Origin of the sequence: Burkholderia sp. NLJ2 (assembly GCF_049487195.1) — a bacterium.
GTDB lineage: Bacteria > Pseudomonadota > Gammaproteobacteria > Burkholderiales > Burkholderiaceae > Burkholderia > Burkholderia pyrrocinia.
Window position 1 is genome coordinate 1,132,323 of the sequence record NZ_CP137809.1, and the last position, 22,350, is coordinate 1,154,672.

The following is a 22,350-nucleotide window of genomic DNA, read 5'->3' on the forward strand; positions in this document are numbered from 1 at the left end:
GCGCCCGGCGAGGTAGGCAGATCGTCATCATGCGGCCGTATGGAGGCGGCATGAGCTACTGCGTAAAGGTGCTGATGCAACCTGCTCTCGATCAAGATGCGAGGCTTCACGCGGATTCGGACATGAGGGCCGCCGGCATGGTGCTGGCGGCGATCGCTCGAGGCAGGGTGATGCTGTGTGCTCAGCCGATCGTGAGCGTGCAGGACGGTGAACAGGTGTTGTATCACGAATGTCTGGTGCGGATTTTCGGCGCGGACGATCATCCGATCGCGTATCCGTCGGCGTTCATTCCCAGTCTTGAACGACTAGAACTGATGCGTTTCCTCGACCGCTACGTCGTTGGCATGGCTATCGAGTTCATAGAGTCGAACGTCGACCTGCGCCTGGGCGTCAATATTTCCGCGCAGAGCGCGAATGAAATTCAGTGGTGGGAATCGATTCTCCTGCTGCTCGAGAGCAGGCCCGATATTGCGTGTCGCCTCGTCGTGGAGATTACCGAGACCACGCAACTGTCGCCCGTGTCGGGGCGTGTGTTCGTCGAGCGCCTGCAGCGCATGGGCTGCAGCATTGCCGTGGACGATTTCGGCGATGGATTCAGCGTCGAGAATGGCGCCCGGATCGCTTCGCCGGACATCATCAAGATCGCCGGTCGCATGTTGCCGACCGACGGCTGTGACCTGGTGCAGCGCAATCGGTTCGAAAAAATGGTGGCCCGCGCCCGAGACCATGCAAGACAGGTGGTGGTGGAAGGCATAGAAGGCGTTGACGGGTTGCGCACGGCCGCGTTGTCCGGGGCGCAATGGGTGCAGGGTTACCACACTGGCAGGCCGGGGCGATTACGAATGGCGGAGTGCCCTACCGTCGGATCGATAGAAAAATCGATGCAGCAGTTCGAGCGTATCGCGGATGCATTGATGGATCGGCGGGACGAAAAAATGACCCGTGACGATGCGAGGCTTGCCTATGCGTTTGGGCTGTCAAGCGCGTTGTATGGAAGACATTCCGCAATCGCCACGGGCTTGCACGATGGCCTGACCGACGTGATGCGAATGAATTCCGGTCATACGAATATATCGGTGAAGTTCCTTCAGTGTTTTGTGGTACTTGGGCGACTCAATGGCCAGACAATGGCCGGTTCATTCGGATCAGGAGCCTCTTCGTGACAAGGCGGGCGGCGCCATCGATGTCGAATATTTCATTCACGTGAAGTCGCTCAAACTTGAGGAATACATGGCAAGGTTAAACGCTCGCCCGGCACCAGGTTCAGGGCAACGCCTCGTCGTCGGCGTGTCGCTGTTCGTGCGCGGCGCCGGCCAGTCGCTGTGGGAAAACGGCATCTTCCAGAACTGCCTGCTGCTGATCCTGCTGCTGCGCCAGTCGCCGCTCGTCGCGGAAGCGGTGATGGTGAACGGCGGCGAACAGGTCGCCGATCCGCAGATGATGCTCGGCGAATGGGACGTGCCGCTGCTGTCGATGGACGACGCGCTGCAACGCTGCGACGTGCTGATCGAAATGAGCGCGCAGTTCGGCGCGGACTACCTGCGCGCGTTCCGCGACCACGGCGGCAAGGTCGTCACGATGCGGGTCGGCAACGACTACGTGATCGACATCGAACGCGCGATGTTCGACAAGCCGTCGGGCTTCCTGTTCTCAGGCGCACCGTACGACGCGGTGTGGACGATTCCCGAATTCGAGCGCTCGTGCCTGCACTATTACCAGACGGGCCTGCGTGCGCCGGTCACGATCGTGCCGCACATCTGGCATCCGATGCTGTTCGACAAGGCGCGCGCGACGCTCGGTGCCGGTTTGTCGTTCGGTTATCAGCCCGGCAAGCCGCGCTGGCGCGTGACGATGTTCGGGCCGAACATCTGCATGGTGAAGACGAGCATCATCCCGATGCTGGTCACGGAAGAGGCATACCGTGCCAATCCGCAATTCCTCGAATTCGTGCGCGTGTGCAACACGATCCACATCAAGGAGCACGCAACGTTCGTCCACTTCGCGAAGAGCCTCGATATCGTGAACCACGGCATCACGACGTTCGAAAGCCGTTATGCGGTGTACGAGTTCATGGCCGCGTACGGCGATGCGGTGGTGTCGCACACGTGGGAAAACGCGCAGAACTACCTGTATTACGAGCTGCTGTACGGCGACTATCCGCTGATCCACAACTCGCCGTTCCTCGGCAAGGCCGGGTATTTCTATCCGGACTTCGACTGTCAGGCCGGCGGCCGCGCGTTGCTGCAGGCATTCGCCGAGCACGACGCGAACCTGGAAGCCTACCGCGAGCAATCGAAGCACGTGCTCAGTTCGGTCAGCATCTATAACCCCGAGAACGTCGCCGCCTATACCGACGCGATTGCCACCCTCTATCGCGACGCGTGACGCGCGGCCCTTTCCGGACTCCAACATGAACGCACGCACGCCCGTCACCCGCGCCAAATGGCTGATCGGCTGCGCCGCCGCTTCGATCGCGATCGGCGCGCACGCGCAATCCGCCGGCGAATCGGCCGACACCCTGCTGCGCGACTCGGATGCCGTGTTCAAGCAGCTCGACGCCGGCCAGTACGGCGCGGTGTGGAGCGATGCGGCCGCGTTCGTGAAGGCTCGCATCAAGCAGGACCAGTTTGCGGCGGAGATGCAGCGGGCCCGCCAGTCCGTCGGTGCGGTCAGCCATCGCGGTTGGGCGCAAGTGACGCGCATCCGCTACACGAATGCATCGGCGATGCCCGGCGGGCTCTACGCGAACGTAGACTATGCACTCGGAATCGACCTGATCGATGTGTGGAGGGCACACTGGGGTTATTGGACAAGCTGCTCGGTCACGAACTTTCCGCCGGTGGACAACTTCCGCGTTTAATTCCTCTCAGCACGCCACGTGCACGGCTTACCGCAATGTTTTGTCAGAATGCCTAGGCGTCATGCTCGACACCGCTGTTGTAACCTTACAGCGTTGTTCTCTGAGTTATCCACCGACGGCACGATGCGACAGAGATTTGCGTCGCCGAAAATTTTCCGGATATTCAGAACGAGCTATGAACGTCCGGTCTCACGGGCCGCCAGAATCGATTTACGGTCGATCCCCCAATCGCTTAATTTGGATGCTCGACGTTCGATTCGATGATGTCGGAAAGCTGATTTAATTCGCCGGTCTGACGAGGTTGCCATGCAAGAATTCGAAGCAATTCTGGAGCGCTTGGTCGTTTTCAGTCCGTATCACCGTGATCAGGACAAGAGCACGCGTCAATTGTGGTGGGAGCGTTGGGCGACCCGGATCGCCATTGGCATTGCCGTAAGCTTAGGGGTGATGTGCGTCATGTTGGCGTGGAAAACATGTGGTTTGCCGACGACTCGCACGTTTGGATGGACCGGGTTTATCGTCGGCTCGCTGAGTCAAATCTTGTCGCTGCCGTGGCTGCTCTGCCAGATTCGCGCGCAATGGATCGAGAGGTGGGAGCAAAAGCGCGGCCTGACGCGGGCACCGCGCTCGGACATTTACCGGCGCAAGGCGGAACAGGATGCACGGCACGCCAGAGAACTGGTCGGCTATTCGGAGGTCGCTCTGGTAGACGTGCGCCTGTATCTGACGCATCGGGTTCGAGGGTTGGCGGGGCTGGCCAAGATCGGTCGGGTTTGGGGGCCGCTGATCTCGGTGGGCGGTGGGTTCCTATTGAAACATCAATTCGATCCGGCGGTGGTCGGGCAATACGTGATCAATCATGGCATCCAGACGGCTTCGTTGATCGGCACCGCGTCAGCCGGGGTGGCAGCAGTGTGTGCCGTGGGCTGGGGCATTTATCAATTGCTGAAGCGTCATCGGAACGATGCCTATCAGTTGTCGATCGTTGAACTGGCAATCGCGATTAAGCGCGCAGCGGACGAGGACAGGCGTCGGATGCCGAATAATCGACGTGGTGTGCTGCTAACCTGATGGGGCGGCCGGTTGATCAGTGACGCAACGGTCGAGACGATTGGCGCTGACGGGCGTGGTCGGCGAATCAGTAAAGTAAAAAGGGGTGCGGATTGCACTTTTCGTGAGCCAGGGCAGCTGTCGGTGGGACAACTGCAGCGAACCAAAGAGGGCACAGGTCACTCGTTGCTGTTGCAATCCGTACGAATTTGGTGGCTTCAGAACATATCTGTGCGAGTCAGGCAACCAGACTTAGGCGAGCCGGAGTGGGTACGCGCCACCAGCGTTCCTGCCCTGGTGGCGGCCCTTCCGTGTGTGGTTTCCAGAGGATGTGTTGAGCCCAGCGTCCTGGCCGCTCAGTGAGCGGCATGGTCCTTCATGGCGGCGTCGCGATACACCCGAGCGACGAGCGTCCCGGTCCTCTCGACATGCCGCCCGACTGCAGCTTCCTCAAGGCAGTGCAACGCATCGAGCGCACTGTCGCCGCAGACCTCGCCGTCCCGCCGTGCGAATTCGAGTTCTTCCGTCATTCCTTTCATTGCCAGCTGAGCAGAAATCCAGTCAAACGCGGTGGCTCCGTCTGTCGGTCGCATGTGGCTGGGTAGTGCCCGCAGCATTTCGGCATTCGCTTCATCGAGCGCATTGGCGCGTACGTAGTCCCCGATGTCCACGAGCAACCACGTCGGAGAATTGAAGGCCGCATCCATGACATTGGTGGCGCCGATGGGGGGGGACTGCGAACCAATCCCTGTCCAAATGTGCGAAGCCACAATGCGCGCAGAAGACTGGACGGGTAGCGTAACCAAATACGCAGGAGACCATGTAGTTGATGGCGTCCACCTCGTCGACTTCCGTCCACTCGCCCGAGATGAGGTCGGTGGCAAACCGGAGGCGCAGCTTCCGGTAGGTCCGGTCAATCTCCTTCATATCGCCTTGCGCACGTCTGGCATGCACATGGATACCTCGGTCGGTCGGACAGCGTGTCGTGTCATACACGGCCGGAACGGATCCCCATAGGGCAACACCCCCGGAAAAGTGCGACAGGTCAAGGTCGAGCGTGGCAGATTTTGGGATTGGTCGATCGTTTGCCGCAACGTAAACAGGGGCAGGAACGCCGTACTTTGCTGTTGCGTTTGCATGATGCGCCAAACACCAATAGCGGTAGCCACCGTCGCGTCGCTTTCCAACCTGAATGATTTTGCACTTCACGGTTTTCTCTCTCAAGAATGGATGCGAATCCAGATCACCGTAAGTCTCCATTGGCAGGCAGTTTCGTCGAGCTCTGAAGTCAAGCGAATATTGGTTAACCCTTGTTGGCACGAGCCGCTTCGCTGAAGTGGTTGTGTGTAATGTATTGATTATAAAGGAAATGTGCGTTTTTTCATTTTATGCTTTATTTTTTCTCGTTAGGTCAGTTTATGCTTTTTACATCAAGCGTAGACAATCGGAAAACGTGTCCTGACGGACAAGTTATGCCTTATTTTCAGGCCACTTTATGCTTAACGGCACAGTGTCGCAGAACCGCGACGCGCATCCGGATTTCCGCGCGCATCTGGCCGGACGCGTCGCGCATGCGGCCGCGCTGAACGCGGCGCGCGGCGCGAAGCTGCGCGCGCTGTTCGACCGGGTCGCGTGGGACGTCGAGGGCGTCGGGCATTAAGGTGCTCGGGCAGGCATCGGCTTCGGCGGGCAAACGGCACGTCGTTCAGGCTCCGGGCTGCAACTCCTGCAACGCGAAGCCGCGCACTGTTATCATTCGCGCCATGCCGCGCCAGTGCCATGGCGCGGCGCATGACTTGCCGCAGCCGTTCGCCGTGCGTTCGCATGCGGCGTGCCGCGCGTTGCCGGCCCGGCCCTGTCTGTTTTTGACGCGCGACGTCGTTTCGTGCGCGTCGCGCAAACGGTGCCGGCTCAGGCAAACGATTCGCATATGTGACAGCACCGATCGGCGGAACTTCGTGGTAGGTTCGCGCATCGGAGCTATTTGCAAAAACATGCCCAAAGAGGATGAATACATGACCCAGGCCCTGCAGGAACTCGAAGCACAACTTCGGGACCTGAACATCAAGCTGTCGGACGCGAAGCAAAAGGAGAAGCAGGCCGCGCTCGCGGCCTTCAAGGAGCAGGTCGAGCTTTTGGGAATTACGCAGCAGGAAGTGCTGAGCGCGCTCGGCTATATCGTCCAGCGAAAACGCAAGGCGCCTGCCAAGTACTACGATCCGACGACCGGCCGCTCGTGGTCGGGCCGCGGCCCGCGGCCGAAATGGCTCGAAGGCAAGGATCTCGACGCGCTCATCGTCGACCGCGAGGCCAAGACCTGGTGGCCCGGGGACGATCAGGGCTGAAGCCCGCCGCGCCGCGCGGCCGCCCGGCGCCGTCCGGTTCGCGCTCGCGGGCCGGCCGGCACCACCCCGCCAGCACAATGTCTTTCGTTCGGTTTCCGGCCTGATCGCGACATCGCCGCCTTGCCGCCGACACCCGATCGCCGCTTTCCCGTTCATTGCCCGCCGATTCCCGCTCTCCGTCCCGGAAGCGGGCGCGCGGCGCATCCTGAACCATCGTCGGCAACGCGCGCCTGACGGACCGGAACGGGCGCCGACGCAAGCCGGTACCGCGCCGCGCACCGGCACGTTCGCCAGCCCGTCGCGCGCGGGCACAGGCCTTAGAATGTCGCCGGACTTTCGTGGCAGGACACCATGGCAGCAAACATCAAATCCTCGGCGCTCGGCGGCCCGTCGGCGCCGCGCGTGGAGCAGGTCGGCCCGTACGCGTGGAAAGCGCTGGCCGGGTCGGCGATCGGCTATGCGATGGACGGCTTCGACCTGCTGATCCTCGGTTTCATGCTGCCCGCGATCACGGCGGCGCTGCACCTGACGCCCGGGCAGGGCGGCGCGCTGGTCACGTGGACGCTGATCGGCGCCGTCGCGGGCGGCATCGTGTTCGGCGCGCTGAGCGACCGCTACGGGCGCGTGCGCGTGCTGACCTGGACGATCCTGCTGTTCGCGATCTTCACCGGCCTGTGCGCGTTCGCGCGCGGCTTCCAGGATCTGCTCGTCTACCGCACCATTGCGGGCATCGGGCTGGGCGGCGAGTTCGGGATCGGCATGGCGCTCGCGGCCGAAGCATGGCCGGCGAGCAAGCGCGCACGCGTGTCGTGCTACGTCGCGCTCGGCTGGCAGGCCGGCGTGCTGCTGGCCGCGCTGCTGACGCCGTTCCTGCTGCTCCACATCGGCTGGCGCGGCATGTTCGTGGTCGGTGTGCTGCCCGCGCTGCTCGCATGGGTCATGCGCAACCGGCTGCACGAGCCGGAAGCGTTCGTGCAGCGCGCGGCGCAGCCGACGTCCAACGCGTTCCGCATGCTCGTCGCCAACGGCCGCACCGCGCGCACGAGCCTCGGCATCGTGATCCTGTGTTCGGTCCAGAACTTCGGCTACTACGGGATCATGATCTGGCTGCCGACCTTCCTGTCGAAGCAGATGGGCTTCTCGCTGACGAAGTCGGGGCTGTGGACGGCGGCGACCGTCGTCGGGATGATGATCGGCGTATGGGTGTTCGGGCAACTCGCTGACCGCATCGGGCGCAAGCCGACGTTCCTGCTGTACCAGCTCGGCTCGGTCGTCACGGTCATCGCATACGCGCGGCTGTCGGACCCGACGGCGATGCTGTGGGCCGGCGCGCTGATGGGGATGTTCGTCAACGGGATGGTCGGCGGCTACGGGACGCTGATGTCCGAAGGCTATCCGACGGCCGCACGCGCGACCGCGCAGAACGTGCTGTGGAATATCGGCCGCGCGGTCGGCGGCTTCGGTCCGGTCGCGGTCGGCGCACTGGCCGCGCACTACTCGTTCCAGACGGCCATCGCGATGCTCGCCGGCCTCTACGTGCTCGACATGGTCGCGACGCTGTTCCTGATTCCCGAGCTCAAGGGCGTCGAGCTCGAATGAGCGCGGCGGGCGCGGGCCCTTTGCGGTCGGAACCCGATGCGATCGCACACCCTGCAACGACTTCACCGGAAACCACGATGCAACCAAGGAACAGAACGATCGGCGTGATGGGCTCGGGCAAGGAACCGTGGCTCGCGTTTTCGGAACCGCTCGGCGCGTGGCTCGCGCAGGCCGGCTTCAACCTGCTGACGGGCGGCGGGCAGGGCGTGATGCTGGCGGTCGCGCGCGCGTTCGCCGGCGTGCCGGGGCGGGCCGGGCGATCGATCGGCATCCTGCCGACGCAGGCCGATCCGCTCGCGGGCTTCGTGCCGCTCGACGGCTATCCGCATCCGTTCGTCGAGATCCCGATCCTCACGCCGCTGCCGCGCCGTGAACCGGGCGCCGATCCGCAGACGATCAACCGCAACTACGTGAACGTGCTGAGCAGCGACCTGATCGTCGCGCTGCCGGGCGGGCACGGCACGGCCGAGGAGATTTCGCTCGCACGGCGCTGGGACAAGCCTCTTGTCTGCTTCGGGCCGGACGGCGCTTTTCGGGAACTCGCTGTCGGCGCCGCATGCACGTCGTCGCTCGATGACGTGATCCGGTTCGTGGAAGACGCGTTTGCGCCGGAGCAGGCGCAGGTGGCGCAGGCGCTGCGATAGTTCGCGCGATCGGCTTCGACGGATTCTCTCCCGCTGCGAAACGTGTTCCGCGTTGTCGGCCTTTGGCGCGCAATATCACCGGTTCGGATGCAAGCGTGCCTCCGGCGCGAGCAAGCCACCGGAGGCACCGTTCAGTACTGCGCCGCTCAGCGCCCGGTCTTCAACTGCGCCCACAGCCGGTTCTGCAGCCGGCAAATCTCGGGCGGCATTGGCTTGAGCAGCGTCATTTTGCTCAGCACCTCGTCGGCCGGATACACCGACGGGTCACGCGCGATCGCGGGCTTCACGTACTGGCGCGCGGCCTTGTTCGCGGTCGGATAGAAGACCGCGTTGGTGATGCCCGCGTTGACCTTCGGATCCTGCAGGTAGTTGATCCACTTCAGCGCGGCGTCGCGGTTCGGCGCGTCCTTCGGGATCACCATCATGTCGAACCACAGCAGGCCGCCTTCCTTCGGATTCGCGAAGCGGATCTCGTACGGGCGTTTCGCTTCGGCGGCGCGACGGTGCGCGATGCCGACGTCGCCCGAGTAGCCGAACGATACGCACAGGTCGTTGTTCACGAGATCGTTGATATAGCCCGACGAGTTGAACTGCGTGATATACGGGCGCACCTTCTTGAGCACCTCGTACGCGGCGCGGTAGTCGGCCGGGTTCGTGCTGTTCGGGTCCTTGCCCATGTACTGCAGCGTCGCGGCGAACACGTCGACGGCCTGGTCGAGGAACGACACGCCGCAGCTCTTCAGTTTCGCCATGTTGGCCGGATCGAACACCAGCGCCCAGCTATCGACAGGTGCCTTGTCGCCGAGCGCCTTCTTCACGGCCTGCACGTTGTAGCCGATGCCGTCGGTGCCGTATGCCCACGGCACGCCATACCGGTTGCCCGGATCGGCGTCGGCAACCATCTTCATCAGCAGCGGATCGAGGTTCGACAGGTTCGGCAGCTTCGACTTGTCGAGCGGCTGGTAGACGCTCGCCTGGATCTGCTTGGCCATGTAGTTCGACGTCGGTACGACGATGTCGTAGCCGGAGTTCCCCGACAGCAGTTTCGCCTGCAGCGTGTCGTCGCTGTCGTAGTTGTCGTAGTGGACGTGAAGGCCCGTCTGCTTCTGGAAGTTGGGGATCGTGTCCGGCGCGATGTAGTCGGACCAGTTGTAGATGTTCAGTTCGCCGGCTGCGTGGGCGTTCGCGTCGGCGAACGCGGCGGCCGACAGGACGGCGGCGGTTGCAAGGGCGCGGCGAGGCATCGGGATCCTCATGATGACGTTTTCCATATCGGTGCGCGTGTCGATCCGCATTTCGCGGGGCGTTGCGCGACGGTTCATCGGATGGAGCAGGCGTGCGTAACCGGCACTGGGAGCGAGCGATGGCGCTGCACGACGATCAGGAGTCCGTTTGAACATGGATCGGCTCGCACGAAAACGACGCGCGAGCCGATCCCTTCACCGGTCAGGCGACACGGCGAGCGGGTTCAACGGACAAAGGGAAAGGAGGCGAAGCGCTACGGCAGCAGCGATGCGACGTCGTCGGTATGGATCGCGACGTACGCGCGTGCGGCGACGGCGTTGTGACGGCGAACGGAACGGCGGGACAGGATGGTGTAGATCGACAGAGGCAGGCGAGGACTTTGCCAGCCGTCACTGTCGTCGGAAGACGAGATCGCGGCGCGCAGGTTTCGCGCATCGCCTCGTCTCCACCGCACCAGCGGGCCACGGATTCTCACGATTACTCTCGACCGGGTTGTTGAAAGTATTGAACACCTGACGATTCGCCGACGGCCGCCGTTGCAAGCTTCGGTCATCGCGTTTGCCGCGCGGCGGCAACGGCTTCATGACGCGAATTGAAAGCTCTGCATCGAGCGGAATCGCCGAAACATGACGCTCCCGTGAATCATCAGGTAAATCGCTGTAAGGATGTCTCCGGATTTTCCCTAGTGATTCGAATGCCGATGGGGAGGGGCGACGGCACGCGTATCGCGCTCGCGAGATGGCTTTCGGCGGCCGCCGTGCTTCGGAAGTGATGAGAATATTCGACGGTTTGTGCCCTTTGCCGCCGAGCGGCGATCCACTGGGCGCGAACGTGTCTGCCTGCCCGTTACGCGACCGTTACGCGACCCGAATCCCGAGATTCTCGATCAGCATGGCCGCCTGGTCGTAGGAGACGGTCGCGCCGCGGAGGGCGCCGGACGCGAGCAGTTTGGGCGTGCCGCTCAGATCCACGTCGCGCAGGTCGGCACCCTCGAACTTCACATCGTTCAGATGCGCATTGCGCAGGCTGCCGCCTTCGAAAACGGCGTCGCGAAAGTCCGCCCCGGCGAGATCGGCGTTCGAGAAATCGAGTGACACGAGCCGGGTCTTCCGGAACGAGAAGCGCCGCAGGCTTGCACCGACCAGCAACGTGTTCTCGAATTCGAGGCCGAGCGACTTGCATTCCTCGAAATCGGCCCCGGTCAGCCGGCATTCGTTGAAGCGCGCCGAGCCGAGCTTGCTGCGTCGCCAACTCGTATTGTTGAGATCGCACGACTGGAACACGGCGTCCTCGAGGTCCGACGACGCAAAGCTGGCCTGGCGGGCCCGGCACCGGATCCACGATGTCTGCGCCAGCGTCGCGCCGACGAACGACGCTTCCGCGAGCACGCATCGTTCGAATCGCGCGCCTCGCAAATCCAGGCGCGACAGGTCCGCACCTTCGAGGTCGCAGTCCTCCAGATGGAGAGGCGTCGGCGAGCCTTCGACGAGCAGCAGCAATTCGGCGCGATCCAGCGTGCGGCCGGTGATGGAGACTCCGCGGGTCATGAGGCGATCCATTGTCATGTGAAATGTTCGGGGCCGACATTATCCGGAATTTGCGGCAACGGCGGCAGGTGCTGTGACAGCCGCGCAGCGCGCGATGGCCGCGAGACGTTCGAGCATGCCGGGCGTCCTTGTTTACGGGGCGGGAATTTTGCGTCGACAGCCTAGAACGGCATGGATGGGAGTGGGAACGTGTGCAACGCTTTCCACCGGCCGCCAGCGTTCTCGAGCAGGGTGACAGAACGACACATTGCGCGCAGCGGCGATGATGCGCGCATCCGTTTTTCGAGTTCATCCGCAGCGGTTTGCGCATGCCGCGCATCGCCATGCGCAACCGTGAGGTGGGGTATCACGCTTCGATGCTCGCCTACGTACGGCGGGAACGACGGAAAGCATTCGGCAAGAGCGGCGGTCAACGAGATGAACGGTTCGGCTGGTGTCGGCGACAGATAGGTACTTTGCGGAAAGCGTCCGATATCTGCCAGCGTGAACGAGAACGCGGCGACCGTGCTTAACGACGCTTGCGCATCGGCGAGCACGGACGGTGTGATGTCGTCGGGGGGCATGAACGGGAACAGTACTGTGATGTGGGCAGGCACGCCAAGCGCGGCGCTTGCGTCGAAACGTTCGCGCAGCGGCGCGACAAGCGATTCCGCTTCGGGAACCGTGACCACGAATGCAGACTGTGCCATGCCGGGTTTCCTGTGGTTCGGGCACACCGTTTATGAACTCCATCGCGCAGACTACGCCGTCAGCACTCGCGACGCGCCTGCTCTCGCGAAAACGTCTTGCATGTCAGGTTCCTTCGCTGCCGGCCTCGTACAGTCTTTCGATATGCAATGAGCAGACTCTGTTCCGTCGCTGGATATTCCCGCGGGCTGTGTAGGAGAGTAGGGGAATAAGGATCCCGGTTCAATGGTTTACCCGTGTAGAGCGTCGTGCGCTGGAGTCAAGTCGACTGTGGACATCACGCGCTCGAAAACGAAGGAGTAGCGACATGAAATCGAATTCGCTTAATTGGCTTGTTGGCCAATCCGCGCGTGGTTCATTCATAGTGAGCGCGGCGCTGATGGCAACGTCAGCCTGTGTGTACGCGCAAACATCGACGGAGCCCGGTATCCATCAGATCACCCGCGCAGAAGTGCGTCAGGAACTCAAGGAACTGGAGGCAGTGGGATATCGCCCCGTTCCCAATGACTTCTACTACCCGGATGACATTCAGGCGGCGGAACAAAGACTGGCGGTCAAACATCAAGCGGAACGGGATGCGCTGACCGGAAGAAACCCGAAAGTGCAGACGAAGCCCGCGCCATGACAGTAACGGGTAGCGTGTACAGGTCACCCGCGGTTTCTCGAAGCCAGGCGTGGTCGGTTTGCGGGGGCCGTGGCGGATTCGGTTTGGCTACTGGTTGGTAAGGCGTCGTTCACCAAGACGTCTCTAACATCGGACCACTCGCGAATCCCGGCTCTCGCCGAGGGGACTGTGACCTTCGGCGCGGATGCAGAAGTCTATGCAATCACTCATCTGTCTGCCCGCGCTCTAGGGTACCGCCAGCCGGTATGGGGGGGGCTGAGCGAGGGGTGTTGGATAGTGCACCTGATCGAGCAGAGGGAGCACTTGACTGGCGGCTCAAGCCGGAGATAATTCGGGGCGGCAAGCTTGGTTAGCTCGATGAATCTGCGTCAGCTGAGGCTTTTCCCCAAGATTTGTCCGCGCATGTTTATCGATCACATGACCTCCGCGCGCTACGCCAGAGTAATACGAGGTGATTGTGGCCGTCGGGGAATAAAAACGACGTACTGACGGTTAGATTACTGTCGGTCACGGAATGTGGTTACTGCAGGAATTTCACAATGGCTGATCCAGTCAGCGCGCAGCGCTTTGAGAAGCTTCTGTTACCTCACATGAATTCGGCCTTCAATGTTGCGCGATGGCTGACGCACAACGACCAGGATGCCCAGGACGTGGTGCAGGAGGCGTATCTGCGCGCGTTTCGGTTTTTTGGTGGATTCCACGGCGACGATGCCCGGGCCTGGTTGTTGCGCATTGTGCGCAATACGTTCTACACCTGGTATCAGCAGAACCGGGGCCACGCACCGGACACGCTGGAGTTTGAGGAAGATATGCATAGCCTTGAGACGAGTACCGCTGATCACGACAATGGTCCTGAAGCAATGCTCATACGCAGCCAGAGCCGGAAGCGGGTGCACAGGGCGTTGCAGAGTCTGCGTCTGGAATACCGGGAGGTAATCGTGCTGCGGGAGCTGGAGGAATTGTCGTACAAAGAAATTGCCGCGATTGTGGACATCCCGATGGGGACGGTGATGTCGCGCCTCGGACGCGGGCGCCAGCAACTTGCGGCGCTTCTCGCCCCGACGGATCAGGAGGCGTGATGGATCACGACCAGGCCTTCGAACTGCTGCCCGGCTATATCGACCAGGAATTGAGCCTGTCCGAGGCGCTTGAATTCGAGCGCCATATGGCAGGCTGCGAGCAGTGTCAGCGGGACTACTCGCAACAGCGCCAGGTGAGTGTGCAGCTAAGGCAGGCGGATTTGCGTTTTGAGGCGCCCGCGGAACTGGCTAAGCGTATCAAGGCCGCGTTGCCGGGACGGCCATCGCTCTGGCAACGACTGGTTGAGCGATTCGGTTCGCGCAGTGGCGGCGGGGCATTGGGCTGGGCGCCGGTCGGCGCGATGGTGATGAGTGTGGTCGCGTTGACGTGGAGCGCAGGGTTGTTCCTTTCGGTGCCGTCGGGCGAGACGCGTCTGAGTCAGGAACTCGTGGACAACCATATCCGCTCGTTGCAGTTCAATCATCTGTCTGATGTGATTTCAACCGACCGGCACACGGTCAAGCCGTGGTTTGACGGCAAGCTGGACTTTGCGCCGCCAGTGGTCGATCTGGCGCAGCAGGGATATCCGCTGGTCGGTGGGCGGCTGGATTACTTGAATGGGCGGCCGGTGGCCGTGATGGTGTACCGGTACAAGCTGCATCCGATCAATCTCTATGTATGGCCGGGCGACGACGCGGGCGCCATGCCTCATATCTACCAGCGGCAGGGCTATCACCTCGCGCACTGGAGTACTGGAGGAATGAATTACTGGGCAATTACCGATGCCGGGGACATGGAACTGAACGGCTTCATCTCGGACCTGCGAGCGCATCCCGCTTCCTAGCCGGCACAACGCGGCACGCGCACTGTGGACTATCCGGGTGACGCTCATGCATCGTCATTCGCCAGCGTGCCGCGCAATGTCGAGAAGGGTTGTCAGGCCTGGGGCATCTGGGACGCCTTGGACAGCACGCGGACAGGCACCGGGTCGTCGCGCCCCTTCAGTTGTGCATCAAGTCGCGGCAGGTCTGCCGCCGAAACACCGGCACGCTGGAATACCTGTTCGGAGACGATAGCATCGCAACCGAGTTCTTTTGTCAGTTCCTCGAGTCTTGAAGCCACGTTCAGTGGGTCGCCAATTGCCGTGAATGTCGCGTGTTCGCGAAAGCCGATCTCACCCATTACCGCTTTACCACAATGCAATCCAATGCCAAACCGTATGGGTGTTTGCAATTGCTGCTCGAGCACAGCGTTGAGCTGATCAATGTTGGCTGCCACCAACGGCACCGCACGGAGCGCCTGGCGACAAGCAATGGCTGGCTCGCAGTGTAAGCCGAAGATCGCGAGCACGGCGTCCCCCATGAACTGATTCGGCATTCCGCCCGCCTGGACCACCGCGGCACAGACAGCGCTCAGGAAGCGGCTGACTACGAATATGCTGTCGAACGGTAGTTGTGCCGCAGCAAGCTGTGTGGAGCCCCGCATGTCCACGAACATGAACGCCGCGAAGCGCTCTTGCGGCGTGACGTCCTGCTGACGCTGCGGCAGGAAAGCCGTGGACGCGGCCGGCGGGACGAGGGGCCACACTGAGAGATCGTGGATTGGCCGTAGCTGGCAAGCGAGCCGCACTGTCTGCGAGTCAGCTCCCAGTCGCTCCAGGACGCGCCGCTCCGCCGCGGATGGCGTGGGCAGCGGCAGATCGCTGAGCACACGTACTCTGCACAACGTGCATCGGGCACGGCCACCGCATGTGCTGGCATGGGGAATGCCGGCCATCCGACTGGCTTCCAGCACCGAAAATCCGAGCGGCGTGAATACCTTGCGCCCGTCCGGATACAAGATGCAGAGTCGTCCGCGCCGGCGCTCCCGGACTGTGCGCAGCAGCCGCGCTCCAAATACCAATAGCAGCGCGCCACCATCGAAAAGCAAAAAGTCGCTGCGCAGATCGGCGAGCCAGAGATTTTGCAATCCTGTCCCGACAATCGTCGATCGGGTCGCTGCTGCGCGCCAGACGGGATCCTGAGCGAGTGCGATCACTTCGCGTCCGCCTTGCAGGAAGCCTAGCAGGGCGAGTACCGGGAGCAGTACGGCGATGCTCAGTAGCACGCTCCGCCACGCCCCAAACCACGGCTTCAACCGCAACCAATACCAGACACCAAAACACCCATGCGACCAGGCGACCACCAGCAGCATCAGTTGCACCTGGCCGAAGAACGGCGAAGTGATCCAGAACGAGTACAACAATTGCGCGTATCCCTTGTTCAGGCCGAACGCGGCAAATGCGACCCGCGTATTGACGAGATGGTTCGCCAGCAACGGCGGAATACACAATCCGAGGACGAGTTGCGCTGCCTCACCCCGATTCCAGTGCACAGAGCGCCGCTCATACAGAGCCCACAGACCCAGGAAGAAATGTGTCACCAGTGCGCTGTACAGCACACCCGTTCCAAGCCATCCCTGCCAGATGAACTTCTGCACGAGCAGACCACGCTCCAGCCACGCAAGTGAGATGTTGCCCAGCGAGTGATTCAGGAGATGCGTCCCGACATAGGTAAACAGTACCAATCCGCTAGCGAGCCGAACTGATCGCACCCCCGTCGGTCGCAATCTATGAAAACTGGGAAAGCGCGACATATTCCGCTTTTAACCCTCTCGATCAGGTGCAATTCGTTGAGTGTCAATTCGGGGACAGCCCGAGGTTGTGGCGGCGCGTGTCTAGTCATGCATCCAACGTCTTGCCGCCGACGTCCTGCTTGTCGCATGCGTAGTACGGCAGCTACCGAGTGGCGAGAACCGCCCTGCCATACTGTGAGCATTGCACAGCTTTTCTCATGCGTGGCAGTCGGACTGTCGTACACACTCCGGATTACCTTTCGAGCTCGCCTTGGAGTGACATACTGCCTCGGCAAATCGCTGCAACACCGATAATGAACCGCAAACGCTCCGGTATTCCTCTTGGCCGATCTTGCCGTCGAGGATAACTGACATTCCCGATGCTCGGGCTATGCCGCTGATGTCCTATTCGCCCCTTTTTTTCGTGCGTTCTTGTTTGCAGGACTGTCGGTTGGGTTCAGATATTCCTGGATTCGAACGGCTGCCGGGCATGCATCGATGATGCTCGAATGAAAGGCAGCCGATCAGCGATACGGACTCAAGAACCCCTGTAGAAGACACTCGCCATGCTGCCCAGTTTCGTATGGCTCCAGAGTAGGCCAACGGTACCGTCGACAACGGCAACTTCGTATCGGTACAGCAGAAAACGTGTGCACGGCAAGTGAAGGATCATGGTCATCTGCATTGTCCACGAGCTTGCACTTCGACGAATTTTCCTCGTCGTGCCATGCCCGGCAAGCTGACACGGCACACGAGAGGTTGGCACGCGGTGCGTATGAAACTGCTTCTGACGAGGCTCTGTGACGTGTGGCTCACGAGCCGAAATAAACATTGCAGAAGCTAGCAGGTCCGACACAGGTCGACGGATCCGGGGGAGTCATTTTTTGTTTGATGCGGCCGGAATCGCTTGCGCCGTTCATTTCGGCGCCCATGCCACTGTCGCTTTTTTGCTGCTGGGGGGTGGCGGCTTGCTGTTCAGCGTCTTGCGCGGCCACTTTCGCCTCCGCAGCTTGAATATCCGCAGGATAGGTTGAGTCGTCGTTAGCCGACGGATTGTATCCAGCCTGTTCGATCCTGATGAGGTCGGCACGTACCTGCGCTCGGGTGAGTGGAGCGGACGTGGACTGCGCAAAAGTCACTGAAGAGCTGACGAGCGCGGTGAGCGTCAACGCCAGCAAGGCGAGCTTTTTCATGATCTTGACTCCTTCCAACAAGGGACCCGGTTTGCCGGGGAACTGGTGAAGAACGTTGCCGCGTGGCTCAGGATCCGGAATAAATAGTGCAGAAGCTGACAGGTCCAACGCAGGCTGACAGAGATGAAGGAGGTGTCTCCCGTTTGATGCGGCCGGCATTGCTTGTGCCTGTTGTTGCGACACCCATTCCACTGTCGCTGTTTTGCTGCTTGAGCCGAGCGACTTGCCGTTCAAAGATCGGCGCAACGTCGGGGTACGACGTGTCGCTCACGAAATTCAGACCATTGCGTTCGGCTGCAATCAACTCCTGCCGTACCTGCGCTCGGGTCTTTTCCTGAGCGTGAGCATTGATCGAAATACCCGCTGCTGCGGCGAGAATCAGGGCGATACTCATAGTTCGCTTATTCATTTCGGACTCCGATTTAACGTTATGAAAGTTGCGGGTTCGTATCATGAAGCGCCGGGAGAAATTAACCGGCTTCTCTTTTCTCTGTTCACTTCAATGTGAGGGGCCAGAAACGCCGTAGTCGTCATTGGCGTGCTCACACCACGGTATACCGGGAGCGGGTGCCTCTTATTCCCAAAGTTGCCAACGACGCAGGTCAAAATGAAGCAGTTGGCGATCGGGTCGTCTGGCAAGTTGCTGGAGCAGATCAACGGCACTGGTCACTCCATCCTCTGCCACACATTCGTCCCAGCCGCATGGTATGGAGGCGACGTTCAACGTCAGCGAAGTGACGTCCTCTGATCAGTTCGATTCAAAGTGTCGGCGCGTACGTATAAAAAGAAGAACGCTTGTGGCACCAATTTCGTGCGCAGAATTCAGCATATCGTTGGGATGAACAGGCCGACTCGGCGGTATTTTAGTCAGACAACAGGAGACCGGAGGGATACGCGGATGGACGACGATGGGAGGAGAGCCAGGAAGGGTCAGGGGGAGTCGTAGCGGGATCTCGTTGGCGTTCTCAATGCGATCGAGGAATCGGGTTCATCCGTGGCCAAGGGATGGAACTGCCGTTTTCAGCAAACACTGGATATAAGGTGCGAGGGAGTGCCTCCCGCGAAGTTTCCGTAGATCAAATTTCCATGCGCGCAGCAACTTCGTCGCGTTCAATGAACGTGTGTTTCAACGGAGGGATATGTGCAATCGGCAAGAGCGCAAACGTCAGGACCCGCCTGCGGTGCGGCGTGTCAGTCAGCAAACGCAAAAGTACGTCAGGTCGATGAAGATCAGCAATTCCATCAAACTAAAAGACCTGACCGGATGTGCGCTCGCCAGTCTGCGCACGTAACCGGCGAACGGCACTGTCCGAGAAATCCAAGCGGATCAGTACCTCCTCCTTGACAGGATAGATCGTGTCCGCGAAAGCGGGTCATCTCCATCATCGGCATTTCACGAAAGCACTGGCGGTAGTGGCCATCACGGCACAATCTATCAGTTGGCTGGACTGGATGATTCGTCAATTTCGACGGCGATGAAGATAGGGTTATGCCGGGAACGGAGGGCCACCCGATCCAGCACATGTGGATCAAATTCCCATGCGTTCGGCAACCCCGTCCTGGTCTACGAACTTGTGTTTCATGGCTGCGGCAATATGCGAAACCAGCAAGAGAGCAAGCGTGAGTACCAACGCGCGGTGCAACGTGTCGGTCAACAATCGCAAGGGCTCGTCGCGACCGATGAAGACTGGCAAATTCACCAAACCAAAGAAGCTTACCGCATGCGCGCCTGCTAAGCGGTGCACGTAACCTGCCAGAGGCACAAGGAACAGTAGCAGATACAACACCCAATGCAGTACGTTCGCAGATTGGGCTTGCCACTTCGGAATGCTGGAAGGGAGTGATGGCGGTGTATGTGTCAGGCGCCATAGTAGACGCGGTACCGTTAGCATGAAGATCAGGCTGCCGATCGATGCGTGATAGAACAAGATGCTGTTGAAGCGCGTCGAGTTGTGCGGGAATGTGTCCATATAGAGTCCGATCGACAAGTTCAACAGGATCAATACCGCAATGGACCAGTGCATGACGACGGCAAATCGTCCGTAAGCGCGATTGATGGTACGGGACATGAGAGCCTCACTATTTTGAGAATAATGCGATGGGGGAATCTCGCTCACCAGATCAGTTTGTAACGTGAACTGCGATGCGACGAACGGGAGACTGGCTTTGTGGCGTATTTATTCCCACCGATCATCTCGAAGTGGCTGAACTGCTGCGGGCGCGGTGGTGCGCTCCGTGCCGGAGTTTACGCTGGCGATCACGAGAACTTCGGGTTCTGAAGATGATGCTCGAACGACGCATGTACACCGGTAGGTTGTTGGTCTCCAGATGCTTGGTCGTCACGACTGCGCGTAAGTACCTGCCACGGAGTCAGAGCGCGTAAGGCGCGTCACTGCCGCGAACCGGTCGTGAGTGGACACGGTCGGAGGCAGGCGGCAGTAGGGAGAATGCAGTGTCGCCGCAGAGCACGTGGCATAGCTGTATAACTCGGCGGCGATTCAGGAATCGTAGCCTGTACCGGGATTCCTGTTGTCATACAGAAAGGAATCCTCGCAAGGGCAGGAAAGGCGATGCGAATGGCAGCTTGCATCCCCGGCGCGGTCGTGTAGTCGGTCCATACCCGCATACCAGGCGACGCTCGAGGAAGCTCGTGGCTTGACGTTGCACGTGGGAATACCAAAGCGCGCAGTGCACAACCGGTAGTGCGGAATAAAAGGCGTGCACCGATGGTCATCTAACGGTCGGGCACGGCTCGTGATGCTTTGACAATTCGAGTTCAACATGAATGAACAGACTAATGTAAGGCGTTTTGAAAGCTTGGTAATGCCTCATATGAATTCCGCATGCGGTGGCGCCAGATGGTTGACCCACAACGACCAGGATGCACAGAACGTCGTTCAGAGGACGTATGTCATGGCATTCAGGTTTATCGATGGGTTTCAGGGTGTTGATGCACGTGCCTGGTTGCTGAGCATCGTCCGCAGTATCGGATCATTGGCAATCCATGCGGTCATCGACGACCTTCGAAGCGGCCGACTTATCAGGGTTTTTCCGGAATATCACCAGAGGATGCTTGGCGTTTATGCAATGTATGTGTCGAGGCAGTTCGTGGACGCGAAGATCAGGACGTTTCTTGATCAATTGAGTATGACGTTTTCACTTGTACCAGGAGCTGACGAGATGGAACTGGATTCGATTCAAGTGCAAGGCAGTGATGCCTGTCGGCCGGATTTCGAGGGAACCATTCAAGCGCAATACCGAACGCAGCACTCCAGCGTTCACCAATCTGCAGTTTCCGTTTCGCTTTCGTCGAGGAGAAGATAATGAAGACGCGTTTCATGATCGTTGTTGCAGGGTTCGTTGCGCTTTCATCTGCTATGTGCGATGCGCAATCCGATACGCCTGCCCCGCAAACGACTCAATCGGCAATGTCGCCTCACGCAGCAAAGAAGGCCGAGCGCGCAGCGAACCGCGCGTTCGCAAAGACGGTCCGTCAGGCAATTTTTAGGGCGCGTGGTATCGGCGGCGCGGCAATCACTGTATTTGCCAAGGCAAAGACGGGCGAAGTTACACTGACCGGATTGATAACGGACGAGTCGCAAGAGAAAGTCGCCGTGGACGCGGCTCGCCAGGTATCCGGCGTGACGTCGGTGACGAGCCAACTCGAGTTGCGATTGGAAGCGGGGCAATGATACAGAGCGTTCAAATTTCTATGAGCTTCGACGGACGACGACCGATGCCATGCTATGGCAAGGGTGCAGATCGGCATGACTTGCGCCCTGCTCATTGAAGAGTGCGGCAAGGCGGCGCTGCGCGCAGTTTTCAGATGGGACTGCGCGCGCGTTGCCAAAATCGCCTTGTGAATGCAGTCTTTCCCCTCGTATGGTCAGCGATTGTCGAGGCAATTGCTTCCTGGGTTTTATCGATCAGAACGGCGGTTCCTGGCTCAGGCTGGATTCCTGGGGTTGGTAAAGCACATTGACTTCATCTGATCCAGTGAACGGGTGCGACGCATGCTCCGGCATGATCGATGCGCTGCGCGTGTATCTGCGCGATGCCGGTGGTGTGCACGTGCGTCTTGCGAAGGACCGTCGCGCGGATTGCTGTCAGGCGTTTCATTTTGTGTGGTCCGCCTCAAGTCGGCGAGTGTGGATTCGGCGTTGGCCCGTTGCCGCGTCGCATGGTTGTGGGCGACAAACCATTGCACCGACCAATCCCGCCAAAATGGGCGATGATGACGCGGAGCGCTGACGGCGTCATCGCCGAAACGGTCGAGGAGCGGCAGTTGCCCGTCTCTGCTTACTGGCAACGGATCCGCGACACCTGGGCAGGTGTGCCGGATCGACTGGCGTGCTGGAAGCACCACGGCGCTTCCTGTATTCTGTGGGCCGCTTAATGGCTGCATCGTGATGACCATGGATCTCGACAAAATCGACGCTCGCATTCTCGACCTCGTACAACGTAACAATCGCTTGACGAGCGAAGAGCTTGGGGAAAAGGTCGGGTTGTCTGCGACAGGGGTCCAGCGTCGCCTGAAGCGGTTGCGATCGGACGGGGTGATCGAAGCGGACGTATCCATCGTGTCGCCCAAGGCGATCGGCCGGAACGTGACGATGCTGGTGCTCGTTTCTTTGGAGCGCGAACGGGCCGATATAGTCGATCGTTTCAAGCAGGCAATCTGCAACACGACAGAAGTGATGAGCGGCTTCTACGTTACCGGAGATGCGGACTTCGTCCTGGTGTTGACGGCGAACAATATGGAAGACTACGAGCTCTTCACCCGACGGTTTTTCTACGAAAACCCGGACATAAAGTCGTTCAAGACGATGGTCGTGATGGATCGAGTTAAAGCAGGCTTTACTCTGCCGATGCCTTCACTTGCGCCGGACTGAAAGATGCGCCGCCACGCAGAGGCGAGGCGG

General features: G+C 60.3%; 24 protein-coding genes and 1 pseudogene. 15 read left to right on the top strand and 10 right to left on the bottom strand.

The window, feature by feature from the left end:
• Positions 1–50 precede the first annotated feature (50 nt).
• The 4 genes from R9B84_RS21695 (at position 51) to R9B84_RS21710 (ending at position 3,931) form a co-directional block, all read left to right on the top strand.
• On the top strand, positions 51–1,163 hold the full coding sequence (locus R9B84_RS21695; protein WP_423760388.1) for an EAL domain-containing protein: 1,113 nt from the start codon (positions 51–53) through the stop codon (positions 1,161–1,163).
• A 67-nt stretch (positions 1,164–1,230) separates the two neighbouring features.
• A complete protein-coding gene (locus tag R9B84_RS21700) occupies positions 1,231–2,385 on the top strand; it encodes a DUF2827 domain-containing protein (protein ID WP_423760389.1) in 1,155 nt (384 codons plus the stop codon).
• Positions 2,386–2,410: 25 nt separating this feature from the next.
• On the top strand, positions 2,411–2,860 hold the full coding sequence (locus tag R9B84_RS21705) for a DUF4019 domain-containing protein (RefSeq protein ID WP_423760390.1): 450 nt from the start codon (positions 2,411–2,413) through the stop codon (positions 2,858–2,860).
• 306 nt (positions 2,861–3,166) lie between these two features.
• The gene (locus R9B84_RS21710; RefSeq protein WP_423760391.1) at positions 3,167–3,931 is read left to right on the top strand and encodes a hypothetical protein; all 765 of its coding nucleotides are present in this window, start codon (positions 3,167–3,169) and stop codon (positions 3,929–3,931) included.
• Positions 3,932–4,266: 335 nt separating this feature from the next.
• On the opposite strand, the gene R9B84_RS21715 is transcribed toward R9B84_RS21710, so the two are convergent.
• Positions 4,267–4,617 carry a hypothetical protein gene (locus R9B84_RS21715; RefSeq protein WP_423760392.1) on the bottom strand — a complete coding sequence of 117 codons (351 nt, stop codon included), beginning with the start codon at positions 4,615–4,617 and terminating at the stop codon, positions 4,267–4,269.
• A 794-nt stretch (positions 4,618–5,411) separates the two neighbouring features.
• Here R9B84_RS21715 and R9B84_RS21720 point away from each other — a divergent pair.
• Positions 5,412–5,570: pseudogene (locus R9B84_RS21720) on the top strand (RNA-directed DNA polymerase); the annotation flags it as partial.
• A 45-nt stretch (positions 5,571–5,615) separates the two neighbouring features.
• Here the strand turns inward: R9B84_RS21720 and R9B84_RS21725 are convergent.
• Entirely contained in the window at positions 5,616–5,885 is a 270-nt protein-coding gene (locus tag R9B84_RS21725) for a hypothetical protein (protein ID WP_423760393.1), read from the bottom strand.
• Between the two features lie 40 nt (positions 5,886–5,925).
• Here R9B84_RS21725 and R9B84_RS21730 point away from each other — a divergent pair, with 40 nt between their 5' ends.
• From R9B84_RS21730 to R9B84_RS21740, 3 genes are all read left to right on the top strand, one after another.
• Positions 5,926–6,255 carry an H-NS family nucleoid-associated regulatory protein gene (locus R9B84_RS21730; RefSeq protein WP_423760394.1) on the top strand — a complete coding sequence of 110 codons (330 nt, stop codon included), beginning with the start codon at positions 5,926–5,928 and terminating at the stop codon, positions 6,253–6,255.
• Positions 6,256–6,606: 351 nt separating this feature from the next.
• Complete coding sequence (locus R9B84_RS21735) at positions 6,607–7,854, top strand: MFS transporter (protein ID WP_423760395.1); 1,248 nt, start codon at positions 6,607–6,609, stop codon at positions 7,852–7,854.
• Between the two features lie 77 nt (positions 7,855–7,931).
• Positions 7,932–8,498 (top strand): DNA-binding protein, encoded by a 567-nt coding sequence (locus R9B84_RS21740; RefSeq protein WP_423760396.1) that lies wholly within the window; start codon positions 7,932–7,934, stop codon positions 8,496–8,498.
• Between the two features lie 146 nt (positions 8,499–8,644).
• On the opposite strand, the gene R9B84_RS21745 is transcribed toward R9B84_RS21740, so the two are convergent.
• From R9B84_RS21745 to R9B84_RS21760, 4 genes are all read right to left on the bottom strand, one after another.
• Positions 8,645–9,754 carry a polyamine ABC transporter substrate-binding protein gene (locus tag R9B84_RS21745; protein WP_423760397.1) on the bottom strand — a complete coding sequence of 370 codons (1,110 nt, stop codon included), beginning with the start codon at positions 9,752–9,754 and terminating at the stop codon, positions 8,645–8,647.
• A gap of 242 nt (positions 9,755–9,996) precedes the next feature.
• Positions 9,997–10,218 carry a hypothetical protein gene (locus tag R9B84_RS21750; protein ID WP_096476287.1) on the bottom strand — a complete coding sequence of 74 codons (222 nt, stop codon included), beginning with the start codon at positions 10,216–10,218 and terminating at the stop codon, positions 9,997–9,999.
• A 382-nt stretch (positions 10,219–10,600) separates the two neighbouring features.
• Entirely contained in the window at positions 10,601–11,302 is a 702-nt protein-coding gene (locus R9B84_RS21755) for a pentapeptide repeat-containing protein (protein WP_423761021.1), read from the bottom strand.
• Positions 11,303–11,451: 149 nt separating this feature from the next.
• Positions 11,452–11,979 carry a 2'-5' RNA ligase family protein gene (locus R9B84_RS21760; protein ID WP_423760398.1) on the bottom strand — a complete coding sequence of 176 codons (528 nt, stop codon included), beginning with the start codon at positions 11,977–11,979 and terminating at the stop codon, positions 11,452–11,454.
• A gap of 305 nt (positions 11,980–12,284) precedes the next feature.
• Here R9B84_RS21760 and R9B84_RS21765 point away from each other — a divergent pair, with 305 nt between their 5' ends.
• The 3 genes from R9B84_RS21765 (at position 12,285) to R9B84_RS21775 (ending at position 14,466) form a co-directional block, all read left to right on the top strand.
• Positions 12,285–12,602: a DUF4148 domain-containing protein gene (locus R9B84_RS21765; RefSeq protein WP_175919935.1), complete on the top strand. Its 318-nt coding sequence runs from the start codon at positions 12,285–12,287 to the stop codon at positions 12,600–12,602.
• A gap of 539 nt (positions 12,603–13,141) precedes the next feature.
• Positions 13,142–13,681 (top strand): sigma-70 family RNA polymerase sigma factor, encoded by a 540-nt coding sequence (locus R9B84_RS21770; RefSeq protein WP_174378042.1) that lies wholly within the window; start codon positions 13,142–13,144, stop codon positions 13,679–13,681.
• Entirely contained in the window at positions 13,681–14,466 is a 786-nt protein-coding gene (locus R9B84_RS21775; RefSeq protein ID WP_423760399.1) for an anti-sigma factor family protein, read from the top strand. The genes R9B84_RS21770 and R9B84_RS21775 overlap by 1 nt, the downstream gene beginning before the upstream one ends.
• Positions 14,467–14,558: 92 nt before the next feature.
• Here the strand turns inward: R9B84_RS21775 and R9B84_RS21780 are convergent, their stop codons facing one another.
• From R9B84_RS21780 to R9B84_RS21795, 4 genes are all read right to left on the bottom strand, one after another.
• Complete coding sequence (locus R9B84_RS21780) at positions 14,559–16,187, bottom strand: adenylate/guanylate cyclase domain-containing protein (RefSeq protein ID WP_423760400.1); 1,629 nt, start codon at positions 16,185–16,187, stop codon at positions 14,559–14,561.
• Between the two features lie 860 nt (positions 16,188–17,047).
• Complete coding sequence (locus R9B84_RS21785; RefSeq protein WP_423760401.1) at positions 17,048–17,428, bottom strand: DUF4148 domain-containing protein; 381 nt, start codon at positions 17,426–17,428, stop codon at positions 17,048–17,050.
• Between the two features lie 67 nt (positions 17,429–17,495).
• A complete protein-coding gene (locus R9B84_RS21790; protein WP_423761022.1) occupies positions 17,496–17,822 on the bottom strand; it encodes a DUF4148 domain-containing protein in 327 nt (108 codons plus the stop codon).
• A gap of 1,135 nt (positions 17,823–18,957) precedes the next feature.
• The gene (locus tag R9B84_RS21795; RefSeq protein ID WP_423760402.1) at positions 18,958–19,497 is read right to left on the bottom strand and encodes a cytochrome b; all 540 of its coding nucleotides are present in this window, start codon (positions 19,495–19,497) and stop codon (positions 18,958–18,960) included.
• A 712-nt stretch (positions 19,498–20,209) separates the two neighbouring features.
• On the opposite strand from R9B84_RS21795, the gene R9B84_RS21800 reads away from it, so the two are divergent.
• The 4 genes from R9B84_RS21800 (at position 20,210) to R9B84_RS21815 (ending at position 22,320) form a co-directional block, all read left to right on the top strand.
• Positions 20,210–20,752 (top strand): sigma factor, encoded by a 543-nt coding sequence (locus R9B84_RS21800; protein WP_423760403.1) that lies wholly within the window; start codon positions 20,210–20,212, stop codon positions 20,750–20,752.
• Entirely contained in the window at positions 20,752–21,120 is a 369-nt protein-coding gene (locus R9B84_RS21805; RefSeq protein ID WP_423760404.1) for a BON domain-containing protein, read from the top strand. The genes R9B84_RS21800 and R9B84_RS21805 overlap by 1 nt, the downstream gene beginning before the upstream one ends.
• 331 nt (positions 21,121–21,451) lie before the next feature.
• Positions 21,452–21,679: a hypothetical protein gene (locus R9B84_RS21810; RefSeq protein WP_423760405.1), complete on the top strand. Its 228-nt coding sequence runs from the start codon at positions 21,452–21,454 to the stop codon at positions 21,677–21,679.
• A 164-nt stretch (positions 21,680–21,843) separates the two neighbouring features.
• Positions 21,844–22,320, top strand: coding sequence for an Lrp/AsnC family transcriptional regulator (locus tag R9B84_RS21815; RefSeq protein WP_174417217.1), 477 nt, complete (start codon positions 21,844–21,846; stop codon positions 22,318–22,320).
• Positions 22,321–22,350: the final 30 nt, after the last annotated feature.

Excerpts from the sequence above, each read along its gene's own strand:
- R9B84_RS21815 (WP_174417217.1), top strand. The coding sequence starts at position 21,844 with ATGGATCTCGACAAAATCGACGCTCGCATTCTCGACCTCGTACAACGT.
- R9B84_RS21745 (WP_423760397.1), bottom strand. The coding sequence starts at position 9,754 with ATGAGGATCCCGATGCCTCGCCGCGCCCTTGCAACCGCCGCCGTCCTG.
- R9B84_RS21775 (WP_423760399.1), top strand. The coding sequence starts at position 13,681 with ATGGATCACGACCAGGCCTTCGAACTGCTGCCCGGCTATATCGACCAG.
- R9B84_RS21765 (WP_175919935.1), top strand. The coding sequence starts at position 12,285 with ATGAAATCGAATTCGCTTAATTGGCTTGTTGGCCAATCCGCGCGTGGT.
- R9B84_RS21760 (WP_423760398.1), bottom strand. The coding sequence starts at position 11,979 with ATGGCACAGTCTGCATTCGTGGTCACGGTTCCCGAAGCGGAATCGCTT.
- R9B84_RS21740 (WP_423760396.1), top strand. The coding sequence starts at position 7,932 with ATGCAACCAAGGAACAGAACGATCGGCGTGATGGGCTCGGGCAAGGAA.
- R9B84_RS21795 (WP_423760402.1), bottom strand. The coding sequence starts at position 19,497 with ATGTCCCGTACCATCAATCGCGCTTACGGACGATTTGCCGTCGTCATG.
- R9B84_RS21700 (WP_423760389.1), top strand. The coding sequence starts at position 1,231 with ATGGCAAGGTTAAACGCTCGCCCGGCACCAGGTTCAGGGCAACGCCTC.
- R9B84_RS21695 (WP_423760388.1), top strand. The coding sequence starts at position 51 with ATGAGCTACTGCGTAAAGGTGCTGATGCAACCTGCTCTCGATCAAGAT.
- R9B84_RS21710 (WP_423760391.1), top strand. The coding sequence starts at position 3,167 with ATGCAAGAATTCGAAGCAATTCTGGAGCGCTTGGTCGTTTTCAGTCCG.
- R9B84_RS21705 (WP_423760390.1), top strand. The coding sequence starts at position 2,411 with ATGAACGCACGCACGCCCGTCACCCGCGCCAAATGGCTGATCGGCTGC.
- R9B84_RS21715 (WP_423760392.1), bottom strand. The coding sequence starts at position 4,617 with ATGGATGCGGCCTTCAATTCTCCGACGTGGTTGCTCGTGGACATCGGG.
- R9B84_RS21805 (WP_423760404.1), top strand. The coding sequence starts at position 20,752 with ATGAAGACGCGTTTCATGATCGTTGTTGCAGGGTTCGTTGCGCTTTCA.
- R9B84_RS21770 (WP_174378042.1), top strand. The coding sequence starts at position 13,142 with ATGGCTGATCCAGTCAGCGCGCAGCGCTTTGAGAAGCTTCTGTTACCT.
- R9B84_RS21800 (WP_423760403.1), top strand. The coding sequence starts at position 20,210 with ATGAATGAACAGACTAATGTAAGGCGTTTTGAAAGCTTGGTAATGCCT.
- R9B84_RS21785 (WP_423760401.1), bottom strand. The coding sequence starts at position 17,428 with ATGAAAAAGCTCGCCTTGCTGGCGTTGACGCTCACCGCGCTCGTCAGC.
- R9B84_RS21730 (WP_423760394.1), top strand. The coding sequence starts at position 5,926 with ATGACCCAGGCCCTGCAGGAACTCGAAGCACAACTTCGGGACCTGAAC.
- R9B84_RS21755 (WP_423761021.1), bottom strand. The coding sequence starts at position 11,302 with ATGGATCGCCTCATGACCCGCGGAGTCTCCATCACCGGCCGCACGCTG.
- R9B84_RS21735 (WP_423760395.1), top strand. The coding sequence starts at position 6,607 with ATGGCAGCAAACATCAAATCCTCGGCGCTCGGCGGCCCGTCGGCGCCG.
- R9B84_RS21790 (WP_423761022.1), bottom strand. The coding sequence starts at position 17,822 with ATGAGTATCGCCCTGATTCTCGCCGCAGCAGCGGGTATTTCGATCAAT.
- R9B84_RS21810 (WP_423760405.1), top strand. The coding sequence starts at position 21,452 with ATGATCGATGCGCTGCGCGTGTATCTGCGCGATGCCGGTGGTGTGCAC.
- R9B84_RS21725 (WP_423760393.1), bottom strand. The coding sequence starts at position 5,885 with ATGCGCGAACCTACCACGAAGTTCCGCCGATCGGTGCTGTCACATATG.